At 71.9% G+C, this 22,631-nt stretch carries 16 protein-coding genes and 3 pseudogenes; 10 read left to right on the top strand and 9 right to left on the bottom strand.

The features are described from left to right. Window positions 1-229 precede the first annotated feature (229 nt). Genes ACH442_RS09000 through ACH442_RS09010 form a run of 3 tightly spaced genes read left to right on the top strand, consistent with a single transcriptional unit; the run spans window position 230 to window position 1,342 of the window. On the top strand, window positions 230-616 hold the full coding sequence (locus ACH442_RS09000) for a YidH family protein (protein WP_396337378.1): 387 nt from the start codon (window positions 230-232) through the stop codon (window positions 614-616). 4 nt (window positions 617-620) lie between these two features. Then, window positions 621-923 carry a DUF202 domain-containing protein gene (locus ACH442_RS09005; RefSeq protein ID WP_396337379.1) on the top strand — a complete coding sequence of 101 codons (303 nt, stop codon included), beginning with the start codon at window positions 621-623 and terminating at the stop codon, window positions 921-923. A gap of 38 nt (window positions 924-961) precedes the next feature. After that, the gene (locus tag ACH442_RS09010; protein WP_396337380.1) at window positions 962-1,342 is read left to right on the top strand and encodes a PLD nuclease N-terminal domain-containing protein; all 381 of its coding nucleotides are present in this window, start codon (window positions 962-964) and stop codon (window positions 1,340-1,342) included. Here ACH442_RS09010 and ACH442_RS09015 read toward each other — a convergent pair. Genes ACH442_RS09015 through ACH442_RS09025 form a run of 3 tightly spaced genes read right to left on the bottom strand, consistent with a single transcriptional unit; the run spans window position 1,315 to window position 5,651 of the window. Then, a complete protein-coding gene (locus ACH442_RS09015) occupies window positions 1,315-2,925 on the bottom strand; it encodes an acetolactate synthase (RefSeq protein WP_396337381.1) in 1,611 nt (536 codons plus the stop codon). The two genes, ACH442_RS09010 and ACH442_RS09015, sit on opposite strands and share 28 nt — an antisense overlap. Before the next feature lie 8 nt (window positions 2,926-2,933). Then, complete coding sequence (locus ACH442_RS09020) at window positions 2,934-4,835, bottom strand: Hsp70 family protein (protein ID WP_396337382.1); 1,902 nt, start codon at window positions 4,833-4,835, stop codon at window positions 2,934-2,936. A 42-nt stretch (window positions 4,836-4,877) separates the two neighbouring features. After that, window positions 4,878-5,651, bottom strand: a complete 774-nt coding sequence (locus ACH442_RS09025; RefSeq protein ID WP_396337383.1) for an enoyl-CoA hydratase/isomerase family protein — start codon at window positions 5,649-5,651, stop codon at window positions 4,878-4,880. Window positions 5,652-5,727: 76 nt separating this feature from the next. Between ACH442_RS09025 and ACH442_RS09030 the strand changes: the two genes are divergently transcribed. From ACH442_RS09030 to ACH442_RS09045, 4 genes are read left to right on the top strand one after another with little or no spacing between them, the layout of a single operon-like run. Beyond that, window positions 5,728-6,189 (top strand): DUF6232 family protein, encoded by a 462-nt coding sequence (locus ACH442_RS09030; protein ID WP_396337384.1) that lies wholly within the window; start codon window positions 5,728-5,730, stop codon window positions 6,187-6,189. Next, window positions 6,186-6,539 carry a hypothetical protein gene (locus tag ACH442_RS09035; RefSeq protein WP_396337385.1) on the top strand — a complete coding sequence of 118 codons (354 nt, stop codon included), beginning with the start codon at window positions 6,186-6,188 and terminating at the stop codon, window positions 6,537-6,539. The genes ACH442_RS09030 and ACH442_RS09035 overlap by 4 nt, the downstream gene beginning before the upstream one ends. Window positions 6,540-6,582: 43 nt before the next feature. Further along, window positions 6,583-7,125 carry a PAS domain-containing protein gene (locus tag ACH442_RS09040; protein WP_396337386.1) on the top strand — a complete coding sequence of 181 codons (543 nt, stop codon included), beginning with the start codon at window positions 6,583-6,585 and terminating at the stop codon, window positions 7,123-7,125. Continuing rightward, window positions 7,122-8,027, top strand: coding sequence for a methyl-accepting chemotaxis protein (locus ACH442_RS09045; protein ID WP_396337387.1), 906 nt, complete (start codon window positions 7,122-7,124; stop codon window positions 8,025-8,027). The genes ACH442_RS09040 and ACH442_RS09045 overlap by 4 nt, the downstream gene beginning before the upstream one ends. Window positions 8,028-8,098: 71 nt before the next feature. On the opposite strand, the gene ACH442_RS09050 is transcribed toward ACH442_RS09045, so the two are convergent. The 3 genes from ACH442_RS09050 to ACH442_RS09060 are packed head-to-tail and all read right to left on the bottom strand — an operon-like array spanning window position 8,099 to window position 11,047. Then, window positions 8,099-8,989: a ribokinase gene (locus ACH442_RS09050; RefSeq protein WP_396337388.1), complete on the bottom strand. Its 891-nt coding sequence runs from the start codon at window positions 8,987-8,989 to the stop codon at window positions 8,099-8,101. A gap of 1 nt (window position 8,990) precedes the next feature. Beyond that, the gene (locus ACH442_RS09055) at window positions 8,991-9,815 is read right to left on the bottom strand and encodes an ABC transporter ATP-binding protein (protein ID WP_396337389.1); all 825 of its coding nucleotides are present in this window, start codon (window positions 9,813-9,815) and stop codon (window positions 8,991-8,993) included. A 53-nt stretch (window positions 9,816-9,868) separates the two neighbouring features. Then, window positions 9,869-11,047: an ROK family protein gene (locus tag ACH442_RS09060; protein WP_396337390.1), complete on the bottom strand. Its 1,179-nt coding sequence runs from the start codon at window positions 11,045-11,047 to the stop codon at window positions 9,869-9,871. Between the two features lie 171 nt (window positions 11,048-11,218). On the opposite strand from ACH442_RS09060, the gene ACH442_RS09065 reads away from it, so the two are divergent. Then, a complete protein-coding gene (locus tag ACH442_RS09065) occupies window positions 11,219-12,688 on the top strand; it encodes a glycoside hydrolase family 3 protein (RefSeq protein ID WP_396337391.1) in 1,470 nt (489 codons plus the stop codon). A 450-nt stretch (window positions 12,689-13,138) separates the two neighbouring features. Continuing rightward, complete coding sequence (locus tag ACH442_RS09070; RefSeq protein ID WP_396337392.1) at window positions 13,139-13,747, top strand: type IV toxin-antitoxin system AbiEi family antitoxin domain-containing protein; 609 nt, start codon at window positions 13,139-13,141, stop codon at window positions 13,745-13,747. A gap of 321 nt (window positions 13,748-14,068) precedes the next feature. On the opposite strand, the pseudogene ACH442_RS09075 reads toward ACH442_RS09070, so the two are convergent. Beyond that, window positions 14,069-16,702: pseudogene (locus tag ACH442_RS09075) on the bottom strand (NAD-glutamate dehydrogenase domain-containing protein); the annotation flags it as partial. Between the two features lie 65 nt (window positions 16,703-16,767). Beyond that, a pseudogene (locus ACH442_RS09080) lies at window positions 16,768-18,895 on the bottom strand (NAD-glutamate dehydrogenase); the annotation flags it as partial. Window positions 18,896-19,226: 331 nt separating this feature from the next. Here ACH442_RS09080 and ACH442_RS09085 point away from each other — a divergent pair. Continuing rightward, a complete protein-coding gene (locus ACH442_RS09085; protein WP_396337393.1) occupies window positions 19,227-21,131 on the top strand; it encodes a penicillin-binding transpeptidase domain-containing protein in 1,905 nt (634 codons plus the stop codon). 349 nt (window positions 21,132-21,480) lie between these two features. Here ACH442_RS09085 and ACH442_RS09090 read toward each other — a convergent pair. Further along, window positions 21,481-22,631: pseudogene (locus ACH442_RS09090) on the bottom strand (hypothetical protein); the annotation flags it as partial.

The following is a 22,631-nucleotide window of genomic DNA, read 5'->3' on the forward strand; positions in this document are numbered from 1 at the left end:
GGAGGTTTCATGACATGTCCGGCCGCAACGCAACACTCTTGGATGCTGTGAACCTGCCCGGCTCTCATCTTCTCCCAAACGCGAAGAGCGCGGAGCCGCAGTCCCATGGCCGGTCCGGTCCCGACTCTCCCTGGTGCCGCTGCGGGCGTCCACGGGAAGCGTGTGTGAGTGACGAAGTACGCAATCTGTGGCACCCGCCTTCTTGACCGATCGGGTCAATAATCGGCACGTGTTCGGTGGCCTGACCCAATGGTTCGACCCGGAGAGCGCCCATTCCGAGGGCACTACTCCGGACTATCGGTTCTCCCTGGCCAACGAGCGGACGTTCCTGGCCTGGATCCGGACCGGTCTGGCCCTGATCGCCGGCGGCCTGGCCTGCGCGCAGTTCCTGCCGCCGCTGCCGATCGCCCGGCTGCGCGAGATCATCGCGATCACACTGCTGGTTCTCGGCGGGATGGTGGCGCTGCGTGCTGTCGATCACTGGGCGCGGGCCGAGCGGGCGATGCGGCTCGGGCGCGACCTTCCGCGGTCCCGGTTCCCGGCGGTCCTGTCGATCGTCGTCGCACTCGGTGCGCTGGTGCTGGTCGTCACCGTGATCTACCGGATGGTGGCCTGACCCCGTGCCCCGTGACCCGGGCGCCGCCCCGGAACGTACCCGGCTGGCCTGGCGCCGCACCGGCCTGTCCGCGGCCGTCGTGGCCCTGCTCGCCGCCCGTCCCGCCTTCCACCCCGATGCCGGCCCGGCGCAGTGGCTGATCGCGGCCGCCGCGATGGCCGGCTGGGCCGCGCTGATCGGGCTCGCCCTGCACCGCGCACCGGGGCTGCGGGTGCGTCCGCCCCGGCCCGCGGCCCGCACGATTCGCGCCTACGCGCTGATCACCGCGGCCTTCGCGGTCATCGGTGGTTTGGTTGTCATGCTCTGATCGTCGCCGGGCGGCCGCGGGCGGGGCATCATTGCCCCATGGTCCGGTTGTTGATCCTCGTCGCCGCGGTCGCGCTCGTGCTGCTGATCCTGGCGCTCATCGGGTCCCTGTCGGCGGAGCGCGTGCATGCCCTGCCGCGGGCGCTCTGGGTGCTGATCGTGGTGCTCGTCCCGCTGGCCGGGCCGATCGCCTATTTCCTGTGGGGCCGCCCGGTCGACCGGACTGCCCGGCGACCCGCCGCCCGGCCGTCCTCGCCCGACGACGACCCGGAGTTCCTGCGGTCGATGAACACCGAGCAGTCCCGCCGCGACCGGGAGCTGCTCGCCCAGTGGGAGCGCGAGCTGCGCCGGGACGAGGAGCCACCGGCCCCGCCGGCCCACGACGACAAGCCTCAGGCCAGGGACGAGGACCGGGGGTAAGCGTCGGCCGGGTCGGTCAGCACGTTCACCAGGTAAGGCACGCCGGCGTCGAACGCGCGCCGCAACGCCGGGCCGAGCCCGTCCGCCCTCGTCACCGTCTCGCCCGCGCCGCCGAGCGCCCGGACCACGTCGTCGTAGCGCAGGCCCGGCTGCAGGTCGGCGGCCACGTCGAAGCCGTACATGGCCCGCATCGGATGTTTCTCCAGCCCCCACATCCCGTTGTTGCCGACCACGATCACCACGGGCAGCCGCTGCCGGGCCAGTGATTCCGCGTCCATCAGTGAGAACCCGGCCGCGCCGTCCCCCATCAGCACGCAGATCTGCCGGTCGGGGTAGGTGACCCGGGCCCCCATGGCGTATCCGAGACCGGTGCCGAGGCATCCGTACGGCCCCGGGTCGAGCCAGGTGCCGGGCTGCGACGGCTCCAGGAACCGCCCGGCGTACGACACGAAGTCCCCACCGTCCCCGATCGTCACCGCGTCCGGGGCGAGCACTTTCCGCAGTTCCCCGTAGACCCGCGCCGGCGCGATCGGGTCCGTCCCGGCGCTCGTCGCCTCGGCGTCGCGCGCCCGGGCGGCATCCTCGGCCGCCCGCAGCCCGGCGATCCACTCCGCGTGGTCCGCGGTCCGCGCGGCCAGCCCGGCGAGGATCAGCCGCAGGTCCCCGGCGGGCGAGACGGCCGGGGTGACGTGCGTCGCCCGCCCGGCCGGCGAGTCGACGACGTGGACGATCCGGGTTTCCGCGCCGAAGTCGCCGAAGCCCAGCCGGAAGTCCAGCGCCGTCCCGATCACGGCGACGACGTCGGCCGCGTCGAGCGCGACCCGCCGCGCCCGCGAGAACGCCAGCGGATGCCCCGGCGGCAGTGCGCCCCGTCCCATCCCGTTGGTGAAGACCGGCACCCGCAACGCCTCGGCCGCGGCCCGCAGCTCGTCGATCGCGTCGCCGGCCCAGACGTCGGAACCGGCCACGATCACCGGCCGTTCCGCCTCCCGCAGCAGCCGGGCGGCCCGATCGACCAGGTCGGGGTCCGGTTCGAGGACCGGGATCACGGGCGCGACGGGCTCGGCCGCCGCACCGGACGAGAAGATCACGTCCAGCGGGAGGTCGAGGAAGACCGGCCCGCGGTGCGGGGTCAGCGCCGTGGTCAGGGCCGCGGTGATCGCGCCGGGGATCCCGCCGGTGTCGCGGACGGTCGCCGCGTGCCTGGTCACCGGCGCGACCAGCGGCACGTGGTCAAGCTCCTGCAGGCTGCCCGCACCCCAGCGGAACTCGGGTGCGCGACCGCCCAGCACCAGCACCGGCGAGCCGTTGAAGTGGGCACTGGTCAGAGCGGAGATGCCGTTCGTCACACCGGGACCGGCGGTGAGCACGGCCACTCCGGGGCGGCGCCGCAACTTGGCGACCGCCTCGGCGGCGAAGACCGCGGACTGCTCGTGCCGCACGTCGTAGAGCCCGAAGCCGGACTCGTGGGCGGCCGCGTAGAGCGGGAACACGTGCCCGCCGGAGAGCGTGAACATCTCGGTCACGCCGGCCGCGCGCAACGCGGCCAGCGCCAGCTCGCCACCGTGCCCCTCGATCGGCATGCCCCGGATCACCCCTGGATGTGCAGCAACTTCGCGATGTCGGTGAAGACGTCGACGGCGTCCTTCTGCCACGGCTCACCGTTGCCGTACCCGTACGCCAGGATCAGCGCGGCCAGCGGGACGCAGATCATCGTCAGCAGGCTGAGCAGCACCTGCAGGAACCGCAGGAACGGGTTCCGCCGCCGGGCCGGCCGCGGCGCGGCCGCCTTGCGCTTCTTCTCCGCCTTCGGCGCCGGGCGCGGTGGCGCGACCACGGCCCGGCCGGAGACCGGCGTGGCCTGCGGAACCGGGCGGGACTGCGGAACCGGACGCGGCTGCGGAATCGGGCGGGACTGCGGCATCACCGGGTGGGTCGGCCGCGCCGGGGCCGGCTTCGTCTTCTTCGGTACGGCATCCGTCCGCGGCGGCAGCGGCGTGCGCCCCTCCAGCGGTGGCGGGCTGGTCGGCACCGTCGCGTCCGGGTCCGGCCGCCAGTGCGGCGGGTCCGCGTCCGGCCACGGGTCGACCGGCGGCCGCATGTGCAGCGGGACGACGAGCTCGGGCCGGATCTCGGTCTCCCGGTTGTCGACCGGTGCCGCCTCGGCGACGGCCGCCCCGGGCTTGCGGACCGGCAGGCTCACGGCGGGCACCGGGGTCTCCCCGGTCGGCTCGGAGAAGGTGTCGCCCAGCGGCGCGTCCTCGACCACCCCGGCCGCCTCCGGGATCGACGTCGCCGGCACCGGCTGGGTCGCGACCGGCGGGTCGTCGGGAACCGGCTCCGGGCCGGGCGCCTCCGCCGGCATGGTCTGCGAGGGCAGCCGCAGCATCGCGGTCGGGCCGGGCGCGGCCGGCTCGGAGGTCAGCAGCGCCGCCTCGGCCAGGATGCTGCCCTCGGCGACGACCAGCTCGGGCTGCTCGATGACGACCGGCGGCTCGCCCAGCTCGCGGTGCAGCAGGGTGGCCATCAGCGGGATCCGGCTGGCCCCGCCGACCAGGAACACCCCGGCCAGCCGGCCCGCCGGCAGGTCGGCGAACTTCAGCAGGTTCCGCGTGATCCGGACGGTCTGCTCCAGCACCGGGCGGGCGACCTCCTCCAGCTCGTCGCGGGTGAGGTGCACCTCGGCGTCGAGCAGCGGCACCACGAAGTCCGCCGACTGGGCGCGGGAGAGCCGCTCCTTGGCGATCCGCACGTCGTCCCAGAGCGCGCGGCGGGCCCGGCGTTCCTCGACCGTGGACGGCTCCAGCAGGCGCTGCCACGCGTCGGTCTGCAGGTGCTCGACGAGTGCCGCGTCCACGTCGAGGCCACCGATGTCGTCGCGCCCGTCGACGGCGAGCACCTCGAAGCCGGTCGCGGTCCGCGAGACGAGGCTGGCGTCGAACGTGCCGGCCCCGAAGTCGTGCACCATCAGCACCGAACCGATCGGCACGTCGCGCCCGAGCACCTCGGCGAAGTAGGTGGCGGCGGCGACCGGCTCGGCGACCAGCCGCGCACCGGAGAGACCGGCCCGGGCGGCCGCCTCGGCGAGCAGGGTCCGCCGGGCCGCGCCCCAGGTCGCCGGGCAGGTGAGCGTGGTCTCCGGCCGGTACGGCCCGACCGCGCGATGCCACTCCTCGACCACCCGGGCGAGCACCCCGGCGATCAGGTCGACCACCTCGAACTCGCGCTCGCCGAGCAGGACCAGGCCGTCGTCGACGCGACGTTTCGGGTTCGGCTCGAAGCGGGCCGGCTCGAGCCGGGCGCTGTGCACCGCATCCCGGCCGACCAGCAGGTTCCCGTCGGCGTCGGCGTAGACCGCGGACGGCAGCAGCGGGGAGCCGTCGACCAGGATCGGCCGGGCCCGCCCGTCCGGCCACCGCGCGACGGCGACGGTGTTCGAGGTGCCGAAGTCGATGCCGAGGGCGTACTTCGGACCACCCTGGTCGATGGACATGTGCGCAGTCTAGGCGGTGCCTGTGACGGGTAGAGGGCGTGACTACTGTCCGGTGAACTTCGGCTTGCGCTTCTCGACGAAAGCGGTGGTTCCCTCCACCCGATCGTCGGTGGCGAACAGGCCCGCGAACAGGTGCGACTCCAGCGCCAGACCGGCCGCGAGGTCCATGCTCAGGCCCGCGTCGACGGCCTGCTTGGCGGCACGCAGTGCGAGGGCCGGACCGGTCACGTACGGCCGGACCAGGTCGGTGGCGGTCGCGTACACCCGGTCGGCCGGGACCACCCGGTCGGCCAGGCCGATCCGCAGGGCTTCGTCGGCCTCGACCATCCGGCCCGAGAAGATCAGCTCCTTGGCGCGGGCCGGGCCGATCAGCCGGGCCAGTCGCTGCGTACCACCGGCGCCCGGGATGATGCCGAGCCTGATCTCCGGCTGGCCGAGCTTCGCGTCGTCGGCGACGACCCGCCAGTCGCAGGCCAGGGCTAGCTCGCAGCCGCCGCCCAGGGCGAACCCGGTGACCGCCGCGACCACCGGCTTGGGGATCCGCGCGACCGCGTCGAACGCCCCGGAGAGGGCCGCGGCCCGGCCCACCATGTGCTGATAGCTGACAGTCGTGAATTCCGTGATGTCGGCGCCGGCGGCGAACACCTTCTCCCCGCCCCAGACGATCACGGCGCGCACCGCCGGGTCGCCGCCCGCGGTCGTCGCCGCTTCCCGCAGTTCCTCCTGGACCTGCGTGTTCAGCGCGTTCATCGGCGGCCGTTCGAGCCGGATCGTGCCGATCCCGTCCGCGATCTCCAGCCGTACGAACTCGCCCACGCCAACCTCCGCCGGTAGCCGTTTGGGCGCCAGCCTACGACGGGTACCGGATAAATTGGGTTCCCGGGGAGGAGAGATGACCACGTACTACCGGGATCCGGACGTGCTGATCACTTCGTCCGGGGTCCGTATGAACGGGCGGGAGTTCCGCCTGCCCGAGCTGATCCGGGTGTGGCACACCCGGGGCAGCCGCTCCTGGTCGGTGATCGCCAAGCGGGGCGCGCTCGGCCTGGCGATCCTGATCCCGGTGGCGGTCGGTGCCCTGGCGATCGGCATCGCGCTGCTCGTGCACCTGAGCGCGGTGCACACGGTCGCGCTGGTCCTGGGCGGGGTGCTGGTCGGGCTGGCCGTCGTGCCGGTCGCCGACCTGCTCCTGGAGCGGGTCGACCGCTCCTACGATCACGGCAGCCGCACGATGGAGATCTGGGGCCGGGTCCGCGGCGGTGACGTGCTGCTGCTGCGCACGACGAACGCGCAACGGTTCGGCCGCGTCTACCGAGCCCTGCAACGAGCATTGGAGCCGGCGGTACATCGATGAACAAAGACGAGGCTGGATTGGCAGCACTCCTCGCGACCACGGGGGTGCTGCATTTCGTGGCGCCGAAACCGTTCGACGCGATCGTTCCGGGCGGGTTGCCGGGAACGGCGCGGCAATGGACGTACATAAGTGGGGTCTGTGAATTGGCAGTGGCCGCGAGCATCGCGCATCCCCGGACCAGAAAGGCCGGCGGCCTGGCCGCCGCGGCCCTGTTCGCGGCGGTCTTCCCGGCCAACGTGAAGATGGCCTGGGACTGGCGGCACGCGTCGCCGGCGAAACGCGCGATCGCTCTCGGACGGTTGCCGCTGCAGATTCCGCTGATCGCGTGGGGCTTGCGGATTTCTCGCTGATTCGTCGTAAAAGCCGGACCGGAACCGGCACCATCGAGACATCATGAGAACGACGCGGATACGGCCCACCGGGATCGAGCGCACCTTCGGCGATCACGAGATGATCGTGACGAAGACCGATCCGCGCGGCGTGATCACCTACGCGAACGACGTGTTCCTGCGGGTCTCCGCGCTGGCCGAGCACGAGGCGGTCGGCCGGCCCCACAACCTGATCCGGCATCCGGACATGCCGCGCGCCGTCTTCAAGCTGCTCTGGGACACCCTCGAAGAACAGAAAGAAATTTTCGCGTACGTCCTGAACCTCGCCGCCGACGGAGCGCACTACTGGGTCCTGGCCCACGTCACGCCCTCCTACGGCGCCGGCGCCCGCGTCGTCGGCTACCACTCGAACCGCCGCCGCCCCACGCCCGCCGCGGTCGCCGCGGTCAGCGACCTCTACGCGGGGATCCGCGCCGCCGAGTCCCGGCAGACCCACACCCCGGACGCGGTCGCCGCCGGTCACCGAGCATTGCAGGACGCCCTGGCCGAGCGCGGCATGGACTACGACGAGCTGGTCTGGTCGCTGACGAACGGCCCGGGCCGATGAGGAGGGTGGAGCCCCGGGACGAGTCCGCGCTGGCCGCCATCGCCGGCACCTGCCGCCGGATGACCGAAGGTGACTTCGAGGCGCGACTGGAACCGATCGGTGACTCGGAGGTCGCGCTGGCCGCTCGCAGCGCGCTGAACGACCTGCTGGACCGGCTGGACGCGTTCGCCCGGGAGGCCGGCGCCGCCTCCGCCGCGGCCGCCGAGGGACGCTTCCACCGCCGGTTCCTGACCACCGGGTTGCAGGGCACGTTCAAGTCCTCGGCCGAGCAGATCAACGCGTCGGTGACCGCGATGCGCCGCAACGCCGACCGGATCGCCGCCGCCGACCGGGCCCGGCTGCAACTCGCCGACGAGCTGGAGTCGGCCGTGCTCACCGTCTCGGAACAGGTGGCGACCGCGGCGACCGAGATGGGGGCGTCCGCGAACGACCTGGCCCGGTTCGCCCGTGGCGCGGTCAGTGACGCCGAGCGCGGCATGGGCACGGTCACCTCGCTGCGCAGCGCCTCCGAGGAGATCCGGCACGCCGTCGACCTGATCAACCAGGTGGCCTCGCAGACCCGGCTGCTGGCGCTGAACGCGACGATCGAGGCCGCTCGGGCCGGTGAGGCCGGGCGCGGCTTCGCCGTCGTCGCCAACGAGGTGAAGGAACTCGCGAACGAGAGCAGCGCCTCCAGCGAGAAGATCATGGGCCAGGTCAACACGGTCCAGAGTGCGGCGGCCGAAGCGGTCGGCGTCCTCGAGGCGGTCAGCGCCAGCTTCCGCGAGATCAACCAACTGATCGACGGGATCGCGGTGGCGGTCGACGGCGGCGGCGCGACCGGCACGACCGGGTTGTCCCAGCTCGCCGAGGTGCTGCGTGCCGAGGTCACCCGGTTCCTGCACACCGCCCGGGAGTATTAGAGCTGGGTTGGACGGCCTCGCTCCGCTCGGCGGCATTTCGCCCGTCGATGACGAGAGCGTGGCAGGTGGCCTCAGGCTCGGTAGAGGGCTTCGATCTCGGCGCGCTCGGGCAACGCGTTGCTGGCGCCGACCTTGCGGACCGAGGCCGCGCCGGCCGCGTTCGCCCAGCGCACGGCCTCGACCAGGTCCCGGCCCTCGGCCCAGGCGACGGCGAGCGCACCGCAGAACGCGTCACCCGCGGCCGTGGTGTCGGCCACCTCGACGGAGAACGCCGGCACGTGCACGTCCTGCCCGTCCCGGTCGGCGTAACGCGAACCGTTGCCGCTGAGCGTCAGCACCACCCGCGGCACCAGCGCGAGCAGCGCACCCATGTCCGACGCCGAGCCGCCGGTGATCGCCCGGGCCTCGGTCTCGTTCACCACCAGCAGGTCGACCTGGTCGAGCAGGCCGGCCGGCAGGTCCCGGGCCGGCGCCGCGTTCAGGATCGTGCGCGTGCCCGCGGCCCGGCCGGCGGTCAGCGCCTCGGCGACCGTGGCCAGCGGGATCTCCTGCTGGCAGAGCAGGACGTCGGCGCCGGCGACGCAGGCGCGCTCCTCCTCGGTCAGGCCCAGGAACGTGCGGTTGGCGCCCGGGCTGACCAGGATCGCGTTCTCCCCGGCCCGGTCCACCATGATCACCGCAACGCCGGACGAGCCGTAACTGGTGCGCAGGTAGGTGGTGTCGACGCCGGTCGCGGCCAGCCGCGCGCTCAGGGTGACCCCGAACGAGTCCGACCCGATCGCGCCCAGGAACGTGGTGGTGCCACCGGCCCGGGCGGCCGCGATCGCCTGGTTGGCGCCCTTACCGCCCGGCGTCATCATGAAGTCGTCGCCGAGCACGGTCTCGCCCGGCCGGGGCAGGTGCCCGGCCAGCCCGACCAGGTCCATGTTGGCGCTGCCGACGACCGCGACCCGTTTCGTCATCTCACGCGGCCCGCGCCGTGTACCGATCGCCGAACCGGTCCACGACCAGCGGCAGGCCGAACGTCTTGGTCAGGTTCTCCGCGGTCATCACCTCGCCGAGCAGCCCGGCCGCGACGACACTGCCCTCGCGCAGCAGCAGCGCGTGGGTGAAGCCCGGCGGGATCTCCTCGACGTGGTGCGTGACCAGCACCATCGCCGGCGCGTCGGGGTCCAGCGCCAGCTCGGTCAGGTGCCCGATCAGCGTTTCCCGCCCGCCCAGGTCGAGGCCGGCGGTCGGCTCGTCGAGCAGCATCAGCTCGGGGTCGGTCATCAGCGCGCGGGCGATCTGGGTGCGCTTGCGCTCGCCCTCGGAGAGGGTGCCGAACTCACGGTCCTCGAACGCGCTCATGCCGAGCTGGGCGAGCAGCTGCCTGGCGCGCTGGACGTCCAGCGGGTCGTACTCCTCCCGCCAGCGGCCGACGACCGACCAGGCCGCGGTGACGACGACGTCGAGCACCTTCTCGTCCGGCGGGATCCGGTCGGCGAGCCGGCCGGTGGTGATCCCGACCCGGGTGCGCAGCTCGTTGACGTCGACGCGGCCCAGCCGGTCACCCAGGACCCAGGCCTGGCCGCGGGTCGGGTGCAGCCGGCCGGACGCGATGTTGAGCAGGGTGGTCTTGCCGGCGCCGTTCGGCCCCAGCACCACCCATCGCTCGTCCAGCTCGACCTGCCAGGACAGGCTGTTGATCAGGTGATTCCCGCTGCGGACGACCGTGACGCGGTCGAACGCGATGACGGTGTCCTCGTCGGGCGGAACGGTTACGGCAGCTTCCGGCACGCCGTCCATCCAACCATGTGCACGGGCCGCCAAATCGGCGGCGTGCCGGTGTCCGGCACGCGTCAGTCCGTCGTGGAGCCGAAGACCTCGTCGCGGACCGCGTCCAGCGCGGTGTGCAGCGCGCCGTGCAGCACCGGCTCGGCCGCCACCCCGGTCACCACCACCTTCGGCGAGACCAGTGTTATCGCGGCCACCTCCCGCTCCACCCGGTCGGCCAGCGCCGGCCCACCGGCCCGGCCGACCTCACCGGCCAGCACCACCAGCGGCGGGTCCAGCACCAGGCAGGTCGCGGCGACACCGAGCGCCAGGCGGCGGGCCAGCTCGTCGAGCACCGGTTCTCCGGCCTCGCCGGCGGCGACCGCGGCGCTCACCACGTCGGCGGCCTCGGCGCCCTTGAACCCGTGCTGCTTGCCGATCGCCTTGACCGCCTCGGCCGCCGCCAACGTCTGGAACGCGCCCTTCACGCCGCGCTTCGACGCGTTGTGCGGCACCTCGGCGCCACCGACCGGCAGGTAGCCGATCTCGCCCGCGGCACCGGTCGCGCCCTGGTGCAGGCGGCCGGCGATGACGCTGGCCAGACCGACGCCGCGACCGATCCAGACCAGCGCGAAGTCGGACACGCCGGTGGCCGCGCCGCTGATCGACTCGGCGACGGCGGCGAGGTTCACGTCGTTGCCGAACACGACCGGGGTGCTCAGGTCACGCCGCAGGTCGGCCAGCAGGCCCCGGTGCCAGCGCGGCAGGTCCCAGGCGAAGGAGATCTCGCCGGACTGCGGGTCGACGAGGCCCGGGGTGCCGAGCACGACCCGGCGTACCGAGGTGATGTCGGTCCCGGCGTCACTCGCGGCCTGGACCACGGCCTGGTGCACGACGCCGACCGGGTCGTCGGTGTCCTTGGTGCTCAGCTCGGAACGGCCGATCACCGCGCCGGTGATGTCGGCGCAGGCGGCGATCACCGAGTCCGGCCCGACGTCGACGCCGATCACGTGCGCGCTGCTCGGGGTGACCGCGTAGAGCTGCGCGTTGGGCCCGCGGCCACCGGCCTGCTCGCCGACGCGCCGGACCAGGCCGCGCTCCTCCAGCCGCTCGACCAGCTGCGAGGCGGTGACCTTGCTGAGGCCGGTCATCTCGCCGAGCTGGGCCCGGGTCAACGGCCCTCGGGAGAGCAGCAGGTCGAGCGCCGCGCGGTCGTTGAGGGCGCGCAGCAACCGGGGCGTGCCCGGAAGGCGAGTGGCGGCCATGGTCGTACCCCTAATAATAAAGATTGTTTCCTGTTACAGTGGCGGCGCTCGGCATGCAGCCGCAGCGTAACGGTCGGCAATGTTGCCCGTCCGTACGGTGGCTATCGACTCCGAGCGATCATGGCAGCTCGCGGCCTCCGGTGGCCAGAGCAACGTCACCGGAAGGACACCATGACCGTCGACCCCGGGCTCCGCCGGCTCGCCCTGCGCACCCTGCTCGCCGCGTTCCCCGGGGCGTCCGCGCCGGACTGGGCACTCGACCTGCTCGCCGACGGGCTGGCCGGGTTCACGCTGTTCGGCACGAACGTCCCCTCGGTTCCCGAACTGACGCGGCTCACCGCGCGACTGCGGTCCGTGCGCTCCGACGTGCTCGTCGCCATCGACGAGGAGGGCGGCGACGTCACCCGGCTGGGTCATCGCACCGGCAGCCCGTACCCCGGAAATTCCGCTCTCGGAGCGGTCGACGACGTCGAACTCACCCGCCAGGTGTACGCCGCCATGGGCCACGACCTGGCCGCGGCCGGCGTCAACCTGGACCTGGCCCCCACGGTCGACGTGAACACCGCCGCCGAGAACCCGATCATCGGAACCCGTTCGTTCGGCGCGGACCCGGCGCTGGTGGCACGGCACAGCGCGGCCGCGATCGAGGGACTGCAGTCGGCCGGCGTCGCCGCGTGCGCCAAGCACTTCCCCGGTCACGGCGGCACCGTGACCGACTCCCACCTGGAACTTCCCACGATCGACGAGCCACTCGCGGTGCTCCGGGAGCGTGACCTGCCCCCGTTCGCGGCGGCCGTCGCGGCCGGGACACGCGCGGTGATGAGCGCGCACATCCGCGTGCCGGCGCTGACCGGTGACGGACCGGCCACCTTCAGCCGGGCCGCGCTGGAGGATCTGCTGCGGACCGCATACGGCTTCGGCGGCGTGATCGTCACCGACGCGCTGGAGATGCGCGGGGCGGCGGGCGCGGCGGGCGGCATCCCGCAGGCCGCCGTCGCGGCGCTGGCCGCGGGCGCCGACCTGCTCTGCATCGGCGCACTGGTGGATCGGGAGCTGGTGGTCGCGGTCGCCGACCACGTCGCCCTCGCGGTGACGGAGAAGCAACTTCCGCGCGTACGTCTCGAGCAGGCGGCCGAGCGCAACGCCGAGCTCGCCGGGTGGGTGGCTCGCGCCCGCATCACCGGCCCCGTCGCCACCTCGGTCTCCGGCCGTGAACTGGGGATCGCCGCGGCTCGGCGCGCACTTCTCGTCGAGGGCGAACCGGGGGCACTCGCCGATCCCCTGGTGGTGCAGCTCGTGACCGGACACTCGATCGCCGAGGGCAAGATTCCGTGGGGTCTGCGTCCGTTCCTCGGCAGAATCGAGCAAATCGACGTTCTCGCCGCGGAAGTCACCGCCGACGAACTCGTCTCGCGTGCCGCCGGGCGGCCGATCGTGCTGGTCGGACGCCGGGTCCACCAGGCGGCGGCCAGCCGGGACCTGGCCGAGAAGCTTTCCGCGGCCTGGCCCACCGCCGTCGTCGAGATGGGGTGGCCGTCGTCCTGGCGGCCGGAGGGGGTGCGGGCCTTCCTGGTCACCCACGGGGCGAGCCTGGCCAGTGCCGGGGTGGCGGCCGACGCGCTGGGATTCTCCCGACCCTGATCACCGAACGTTACGCTGATTGTCAGTTACGCGGAGTAGTTGATATCCGATAAAGGGGACAAGTAGCCGATAAATCGGCTCATACTAACGTCCAGAGCTTACGTTCAGCGCTTCCTTCAGCCAGCGGTCATCACGTAGCGTCATGCCCGCAGGTGGATCTGGGGAGCCGTCGCGGGATACGCCATCGGGAAAATGCGCGTCCGCGACGCATCAGGTGAGCCGGGCCCGGCGGGACTTCGGGAGCAGTCTCCCGCCGCCCGGCTCACCAGCACCTTCTCTTCTTGCGCTCGCCGGCTCAGTTCTTGCGGTCGATCGTGGCTCACCTACCGCTGCCGCCTCTCCGCGCTTTTTCGCTCCGACCTGCGGATCCGCGGCCCGGAGTTATCCACACCGGGTGTCTGTCCACAGGGCTCGGTGCGAGCGACCCGCGCGGGCGGCACAGTGCAGGCCATGACTCAACTGGACGCGATCGGCCGGCGCCAGCGCGGAGCGGTGACCCGCCCGCAAGCCCTGCAGCACGGGCTCTCCCCCACCGACCTGCACGAGCTGATCCGGGCCGGCCACTGGCAGCGGCTGCTGCCCGGGATCTACGCGACGTTCACCGGCCGGCCACCACCGGCCACGATGCGCTGGGCGGCGGTCCTCTACTCCGGCGCCGGGGCCATGCTCTGCCACCGGTCGGCCGCCGAGGAGACCGGCCTCGCCACCACCGTCCCCGGCGTGATCCACATCCTCATCCCGGAGAATCGCCGGGTCCGGCCCCACCCCGCCATGGCGGTCCACCGCTCCCGGCACGCGGCGTCCCGCCGCGACCCCCGGCGGCGGCCACCCCAGACCCGCGTCGAGGACACCGTCCTGGACCTGGCCTCCCTCGCGACCGACGCCGAGGAGGCCCGGCGCTGGATCACCACGGCCTGCACCCGGCGGCTCACCACCCCGGACCGGCTGGCCGACGCCCTCACCCGTCGCCCCCGCCTGATCCGCCGCCACGAGATCGCCGCCCTGCTGGCCGGCGCCATCAGCCGGACCGCGGGCCTGCCACCCTGGCCACCCGCCTGACAGCCGCAGCATTCGCACCCTCGCCCGTCGCGCTCACCATCCCCGCCGCGCGGCTCCCCCCGGCGCGAGACCGCCAACCGGCCCTGCCCCGCGAAACCCCACTGACCGGCCGCGCGGACCCATCGTCCCGCCCACCGCGCGGCCTGTTCCCGAAGTCTCGAGAGAGGAGCAGCACCAGGACTGATCAAACGGAGGACATGGCTGCCGGCGGCAACCGGCAGACCCGGCAGGCGTGTGCCGGGAACACTCCGGGACGGGACGATCCCGGACGGTCGGCCGGGGTGCTGCCCCGGCCGACCACCAACCCTGTCCGAGCGGACCTCAGCCGGCCGAGGAGGTCTTGACCAGCGTGCGGATCTGGCGGAGCAGCACCGACAGCGCCGCCAGGTCGGCCGGGGACTCGTCCACGTCGCCCATCGCGTTGGACGCCCGGGCGATGGACGCCGCGTTGACCTGCTCCCACTCGGAGACGCGGTCCTCGGGGGTCGCGGACTCCGGCGTGGACTGCAGGACTTCGGCGGTCAGGGCGGCCAGCGCGGCGTACAGGTCGTAGCGCAGGGCCATCCGGGCGAGCGTCTGCCAGCGGTCCCCGCGCGGGAGACGGGAGATGTGCGACAGCAGCGCGTCCACGCCGAAGCGTTCGGAGAGCACGAAGTAGACCTGGGCCACCTCGGTGACGTCCCGGTCGATCGAGGTCGCCGTCTCCAGGATGTCCAGCAGGCCGAAGCCGTAGAACACCCGGGCCACCTTGTCGGCCAGGTCCTCCGGCATGTCCTTGGCGGCCAGCGTCGCGACGCGTTCCTCGAAGGCACGACGTTCGGCGCCGACGATCACGTTCGGGAGCTGCGGCAGCAGGGTCGCGACGCCGGGCCGGAGTTTGGCGATCTCGCCGGCCACGTCGATCGGCGACCGGCGGGTGCTGACCAGCCAGCGGACGGCCCGGTCGAGCAGCCGGCGGGTCTCCAGGAACGTCAGCGTCTGCGCGGGCGTGGGCACCTTGTTGTCCAGCGCCTCGGCCGCGGCCCAGATGTCGCGCAGGCCGTAGACGTCGCGGATCACGACGTACGCGCGAATGACGTCGGCCGCCGAAGCGCCGCTCTCCTCCATGGCGCGGAAGACGAACGACGTGCCGCCCCGGTTGACCACCTCGTTGACCAGCGACGTCGAGATGATCTCCCGGCGCAGCCGGTGGCCGGTCATCCGGTTGGCGTACCGCTCGCGCAACGGCGTCGGGAAGTAGCGGTGCAGCACCTCGGCGGTCCACGCCTCGTCGACCAGCTCGTCGGCGAGCACCTCGCGCTCCAGGCTGATCTTGACGTAGGCCAGCAGCACCGCGAACTCGGGTGCTGAGAGCCCTTCGCCGTTCTCGTAGCGGAGCGCCAGCTCCTTGTCCGTCGGCAGCGCTTCCAGCTCACGGTTCAGCTCGCCGCGCTGTTCGAGGGCGATCAGCATCCGCCGGTGCACCGGCAGCAACGAGTGCGCCTGGGCCCGGGCGTTGCCCAGCGCGGTCGCCTGCTCGTAGTTGTCCCGCAGCACGAGCGCCCCGACCTCGTCGGTCATCGCCGCGAGCAGCTCGTCCCGCTCGGGCATGGTCAACTCGCCGTCGGTGACCGCCCCGCCGAGCAGGATCTTGATGTTGACCTCGTGGTCCGAGCAGTCGACGCCGGCCGAGTTGTCGATGAAGTCGGTGAACACCCGGCCACCGGCGCGGGCGAACTCGATGCGCCCGCGCTGGGTCAGACCGAGGTTGCCGCCCTCGCCCACGACCTTCACGCGCAGTTCGGAGCCGTTGACCCGGATCGCGTCGTTCCCCTTGTCACCGACGTCCGCGTGCGACTCGGAGCCCGCCTTCACGTACGTACCGATGCCGCCGTTGAAGAACAGATCCACGGGCGCCTTCATGATGGCGCGCATCAGCTCGCCCGGGCTGACCGCGGTCACCGTCTCCGGCAGGCCGAGGACCGACCGCACCTCGGGCGTGACCGGGATCGACTTGGCGCTGCGCGGGTAGACGCCGCCGCCCGGCGAGATCAGCTCGGCCGAGTAGTCCGCCCAGGACGAGCGCGGCAGGTCGAAGAGGCGCCGGCGCTCGGCGAACGACACCGCCGCGTCCGGCGACGGGTCGAGGAAGATGTGCCGGTGGTCGAACGCGGCGACCAGCCGGATGTGCTCGGAGAGCAGCATCCCGTTGCCGAAGACGTCACCGGACATGTCACCGACGCCGACCACCGTGAAGTCCTCGGTCTGGGTGTCCTTGCCCAGGTCCCGGAAGTGCTTCTTGACCGATTCCCAGGCGCCCCGGGCGGTGATCCCCATCTTCTTGTGGTCGTAGCCGGCCGAGCCGCCGCTGGCGAACGCGTCGCCGAGCCAGAACTCCTTGCCGACCGAGATCTCGTTGGCGATGTCGCTGAACGTCGCGGTGCCCTTGTCCGCGGCGACCACCAGGTACGGGTCGTCGCCGTCGTGGCGGACCACGTCCCGCGGCGGCACGATCTTGCCGCTGAGGATGTTGTCGGTGACGTCCATCAGCGCGGTGACGAAACGCTTGTAGCACTCGACGGCCTCGTCCCGGTCGCCCGGCTTCTGCTTGAGCACGAAGCCGCCCTTGGCACCGACCGGCACGATCACCGAGTTCTTCACCATCTGCGCCTTGACCAGGCCGAGCACCTCGGTGCGGAAGTCCTCCCGGCGGTCCGACCAGCGCAGACCACCGCGGGCGACCGCGCCGAACCGCAGGTGCACCCCCTCGAAGCGCGGGGAGTAGACGAAGATCTCGTACTTCGGGCGGGGCTGCGGCAGGTCCGGGATCGCCTCCGGGTTCAGCTTGAAGGCCACGTACGACTTGGGCCGCCCGTCCGCCCCGCGCTGGAAGAAGCTGGTCCGCAGCGTCGCCTCGATCAGCGTCAGGTAGGAGCGGAGGATCCGGTCCTGATCCAGGCTCTCCACCTGGTCGAGCAGCTCGGTGACGCGACCCGCGACCTCACCCGAGCGCCGTGCCCGCTCCGACTCGCCGATCGGCAGCGCCGGGGCGAACCGGACCTCGAAGAGCTCCAGGAGCAGTCGCGCGATCTCCGGGTAGGCGATGAACGTCGACTCGACGTACCGCTGGGAGAAGACGTTCCCGGCCTGGCGCAGATACTTCGCGTACGCCCGCAGCACCACCACCTGCCGCCAGGTGAGCCCGGCCCGGAGCACCAGCTCGTTGAACCCGTCCACCTCGGCCTCGCCGCGCCAGGTGGCCGCGAACGCGTTCTCCACCTGCGGACGCACCTCGGACAGGTCGCGGTGCACCTTGGGCGGTGTCAGCCCGAAGTCGTACAGGTAGACCAGGCCGTCCTCGCGGCGGATCTCGTATGGCCGTTCGTCGCTGACCTGCACCCCGAGCGAGTGCAGCACGGGCAGCACCGCGGAGAGCATCATCGGCTCGCCGAACCGGTAGACCTTGAACCGGATGTCGTGATCGTCCGGCTCGGGCGCCCCGTCCGCGCCGAGCTTGCGCCGCCGGTAGAGGTGCATCTCCAGCTGACCCGGCTCCTCGAGCAGTTCCAGCTTGGCCAGGTCCTGCATTCCCTCGTACGGCGTGTGGCCGTTCTTGTAGCTCTCCGGGTAGGCGTGCGCGTACCGCCCGAACAGGTCCTTCGCCGGCTCGTCGCCGAGTTTGCGTTCGAGCACGAGGCTGAAGTCGTCGTCCCACATCCGGGTGGCGTCGGCGAGCAGCTCGGCCAGCACGTTCGGGTCGAGGTTGCCGGGCGGCGCGGCCGGGTCGGTACGGACGATGAAGTGCACCCGGGCGAGCATCCGCTCGGTGACCCGGGTGGTGTAGTCGACGCCGACACCGTTCAGCTCGCGCAGCAGGATCTCCTGCATGCGCAGCCGGTTGCCGGTGGTGAACCGGTCGCGCGGCAGGTAGATCAGACACGAGATGAACCGGCCGTACCCGTCGCGGCGCAGGAACAGCCGCAGCTGGCGGCGCCCGGCCATCCGGAGCACGCCGATGACCGCCTCGTACAGGTCGTCGGTCTTGATCTGGAACAGCTCGTCCCGCGGGTACGTCTCCAGGATCTGCAGCAGGTCCTTGCCGGAATGGCCGCGCGGCGACAGGCCGGACCGGTCCATCACCTCGGTGACCTTGCGCTTGACCACCGGCAGCTCGCGGACGCTGGTCCGGTACGCCGAGCTGGAGAACAGGCCCAGGAACCGCTTCTCCCCGGCCACGTTGCCGTCGGCGTCGAACGACTTGACGCTGATGTAGTCCAGGTAGGCCGAGCGGTGCACGGTGGCTCGCGAGTTCGCCTTGGTGATCACCAGCAGGCGCTTCTCCATGGCCCGCCGGTACGCCTCGGGCGCCATGCTCTCGAGCCTGCGCGGCTTGCTGTCGCCGCGCAGGATGCCCAGGCCGGTCCCGTGCACCGTGTGGAGGACCCCGTCGTCGTCCAGCCGGTACTCCCGGTAGCCCAGGAACGTGAAGTGGTCGTTGGCGAGCCACTTGAGCAGCTCGATCGAGTCGGTGACGTCCTTCTCCGGGACCGGCAGCTTGCGCTCCGAGCCGCGGGCGGCGGCCAGCTCGTCGGAGATGACCAGGGCACGCTGGCGCATCCGCGGCCAGTCCTCGACGGCCTCGCGCACGTCGGTCAGCACCCGGCGGACCTCGTTGAGCAGCTGCTCGCGGGCGTCGGCGCGGCGGACCGGGTCGATCTCGATCCGGATCCAGCTCTCGACCAGGTCGCCCTCGATGGCGTCGTCCGGCTCGACCTCCGCCTCCAGCTCGCTGAGCGCGCCCAGCGGCTCCCGGCGGACCACGATCAGCGGGTGCACCATCAGGTAGACCTGCAGGTTGTGCGCGGTCAGCAGGGCTATCACCGAGTCGACCAGGAACGGCATGTCGTCGGTGACGATCTGCAGCACGGTGTGCGCCTGCGAGCCCTGCGGCTCGGTCAGATCCAGCTTCAGCTCACCGGGCAGCCGGTTGCGGGCCAGCTCGCGGTGCTCGACCGCGGCGGAGAACATCTCCTCCGGCGTGTAGCCCACCAGTTCCTCGTCCGGCGCGAACCGCCAGAAGCGGCTCACCAGAGAGGCGGTGCTGTGATCCTCGCCCGCTCGCTCCACCGCCTGAGCAACGAGTCGCTCGGCGTTCGGGAGCGGCTCGTCGAGCTCCCCGTCATCGCTGGACGCATCGAGCCGGCCGGTCAAGGCCAACCCGGGACCAACCCCTGGCGAATCGGGGATGGTCTGATCAGAATCGGTCGCTGCCTCGTCGGCGACAGGCATGTCCGGCGCTCCCCTCACCCACGACACTGTGGGTTCGAACGTGTCGGGCACAGCCTAGAACGACCGGGCGCGACTGCTTCACACCCAGGGTGTGCCAGCCCGACGGGTGGGCTGATATGCGAGATTTCGCACGGTGCGGGGCGGCACGAACCGGCGTTCGGCGGCTACCGTGCGATCAGCCCAGCAAGACGTACCCACAGGGGGAAACCTCATGCGCCGCGCCTCAATCGGATTGACGACCCTGCTCGTGCTGGTCACGAGCGGTCTGGCCGGATGCTCCGGGGACGAGCCACAGGACACCGTTGTCGACTTTCTCAACGGCTGGAAGAACGGCGACCTGAGCAAAGTGGGCTTCGTCACGGCAGAGGGCGGGAAAATTCCCGCGGCCGACGTGCTCACCGGTATCAAGGATTTCTACGGCGACCTCAAGGACCAGCCGCTCGACGTCTCGGTGGCCGGTGACCCGGTCGAGTCCGGCGACATCGCGACCACCCCGATCGACCTGAAGTGGACCCTGCCCGGCAACGTGCCCTGGGAGTACAAGTCCAGCGTCCGGATGACCAAACGCAGCGGCGACGGCTGGCAGGTCATCTGGGAGCCGGCCGTGCTACAGGCCGACCTCGAGCAGGGCGAGAAGTTCCGGCTCAAACGGATCGCCGCGCAGCGCGGCACGATCCTCGACGCGAGCGGCAAAGCCCTGGTCGGCCCGCAGAAAGTGGTCGTCATCGGGGTCAGCCCGGAGAAGATCAAGGACCTGACGTCGCTCGGCAAGTCGCTGACCACCGCGTTCAAGAAGGTCCAGGTCGACCTCGACGTCGCCGGGCTGAAGGCGCGCGTCGACAAGGCCGACCCCGGAGCGTTCCTGGACCTGGTCACGCTCCGCCGGGCCGACTACGACAAAATTCGCGATGAGGTACGGCCATTGCCGGGCACCGTCTTCCGGGAGGAAACCCGTCAGCTCGCCCCCACCCGCGTTTTCGCCCGCGCCCTGCTCGGCACCGTCGACGCGGCCACCAAGGACGACCTCGACAAACGCCCGGCCGAGCTGACCGTCGGTGACCAGGTCGGGCACGGCGGCCTGCAGGAGAAGTACGACAAGGAGCTCCGGGGCACCGCCGGCTTGTCCGTCGTGGCATCCGCCGAAGCCGCCGACGAGACCACCACCGACAAGCCGATCTTCACGTCCGAGCCGGTCAAGGGCAAAGACATCAAGATCAGTATCGACACCGCCACGCAGAACGCGGCCGACACCGCGATCGGCGCGCAGAAACTCCCCAGCTCGCTGGTCGCGATCCGGATCAGCGACGGCTCGGTGCTCGCCGTCGCCAACGGGCCCGACGCCGGCGGGGTCGACACGGCACTGACCGGGCAGGTGCCGCCCGGGTCGACGTACAAAATGATCTCTGCTTATGGGTTGTTGCAATCCGGCGCGGTAACCACCGACACCGCCGTCGAGTGCCCGAAAACCGCCACCGTCGAAGGCCGCGAGTTCAAGAACTCGGCCGGCGAGGTGCTCGGCAAAGTGCCCTTCCACGTCGACTTCGCGAAATCCTGCAACACCGCGTTCGTCGGACTCGCCCCAAAACTCGGCGCCGACGGACTGAAGAACGCGTCGAGCGCCCTCGGCATCGGCGGCAACTGGAACATCGGCATCGACGCGTTCACCGGCAAGGTCTCGGACGGCGCGACCCCGACCGAGCTGGCCGCCGCCACGTTCGGCCAGGGCAGCACCGCGGTCAGCCCGATCGCGATGGCCGCCGCCACGGCCGCCGTCGCCAAGGGCGGATTCCAGCCGCCGAAACTCGTCCTCGACCCCGCCCCGGCAGCGGCCGCCGCGCCCGGAACACTGGACGCGAAAGCGCTCGAAGGACTGCGGTCGATGATGCGCGAAGTGGTCACCGGCGGCACCGGCACCGGACTGAAGGGCGTCCCCGGCAAACCGGTGTACGGCAAGACCGGCACGGCCGAGTTCGCCGACAACTCGGACGACACGCACTCCTGGTTCATCGGCTACCAGGACGACATCGCCTTCGCCGTGATGGTCCAGAAGGGCGGCGCCGGCGCCACCGCCGCCGTTCCCATCGTCAAGTCGTTCCTGACCACCCTCAACAAGTAGCCCCACCCGCCCGGGCCGCCAAGCCCGCGCCCACGTCCGCGAACAACGCCGCCCGCGCGGGGCGGCCCGGCGGAGGCGGCCCGGCAAGGCGGCCCGGCGGAGGCGGCCCGGCAAGGCGGCCCGGCGGAGGCGGCCCGGCAAGGCGGCCCGGCAAGGCGGCCCGGCAAGGCGGCCCGGCGGGAGTGGCCCGCGCGGGGCCGCCCGGCGGAGGCGGCCCGGCGGAGGCGGCCCAGCGGAGGCGGCCCGGCGGAGGCCGCCCATGCCAGCAGTGCCCCCGGCTCGGCGCAGGCGGCCCGGCGCAGCGTGCGTTGGTGGCGCCGGACGGCGTGGCGCGCGGCCGGGCTCAGCTTCAGGCAACGCCTGGCGGGAACTTCCCGAATCGGGGCGTGTGCGGAGTCAGCGCACCATCGGCCGGTGGATCCGCCGGTGGTCGAGGGCGCAGCATCCCGGGACGAGTCGCCGGCAACGGCTCGGAATCCAGCAGCGGGGCGGACCCCAGCGGTCTCGACAGAAACCGCACCTCCGGAGCTACCGTGATGGGCTGCTTCTCCGGCTCGGTCGGAGACTCGGCGTCGGGCTCAGCCTCCGCGTTCACTTCGTCGGGAAGGTCGTCCTCGCCCACAACCGCCGCAGAGTCACCGTCGTCGGACGCGGCATCCGCGAAGCCACGGTCGCCGGACACCGCATCCGGGGAGCCACTGTCTTCGGACACCGCATCCGGGGAGCCACCGTCTTCGGACACCGCATCCGCAGAGCCACCGTCTTCGGACACCGCATCCGCAGAGCCACCGTCTTCGGACACCGCATCCGCAGAGCCACCGTCTTCGGACACCGCATCCGCAGAGCCACCGCCATCGAAAACGTCATCCCCGGAGTCCCCGTCGAGAACGCCATCCGCGGGGCCGGCGTCAACCGAAGTGGCTTCCACGGACTCCAGGTCCGCGGAACGGGCATCCACGGAGTCAGCATCGGCCGAGTCGGTGTCCGCGGAAACGGCATCCACAGAGGTGGTGCCGGTAAGAACGGCATCCGCAGGGTCGGTGTCCGGGACTGCCCTGAGCCCTGCGTCCTCGTCGCCGACGATCGCTGGGGCCGGATCCACATCGTCCACCACGGCGAGGCCCGGATCGCCATCCCCGTCGATCGCGGCCTCGGCATCGACGTCTTCGCTGATCGAGTCGGCCGGGTCGAGACCGCCGGTGATCGCGACGGCGGGATCGACCGATTCGGCAATCGAGGCGGCGGGAGCGGCCGAGAAAGTCGGGTCAGCCGGGGCGATCGGATCGGCAACCGCCGCAGCCGCCGGGACGGTGGGGCCGGCAGCCGTCGCAGCGGCTGGGACGGTGCGGTCGAGAGCCGTGGCAGCTGCAAGGGGCGCCGACGCATCGGCGGCAGGAGTGGTCGAGGAGGCCGGGGAAGCCGAGGCCGGGGAAGCCGAGGCCGGGGAAGCCGAGGCCGGGGAAGCCGAGGCCGGGGAAGCCGAGGCCGGGGAAGCCGAGG

Source organism: Actinoplanes sp. NPDC020271 (genome assembly GCF_044388125.1).
Lineage (GTDB): Bacteria > Actinomycetota > Actinomycetes > Mycobacteriales > Micromonosporaceae > Actinoplanes.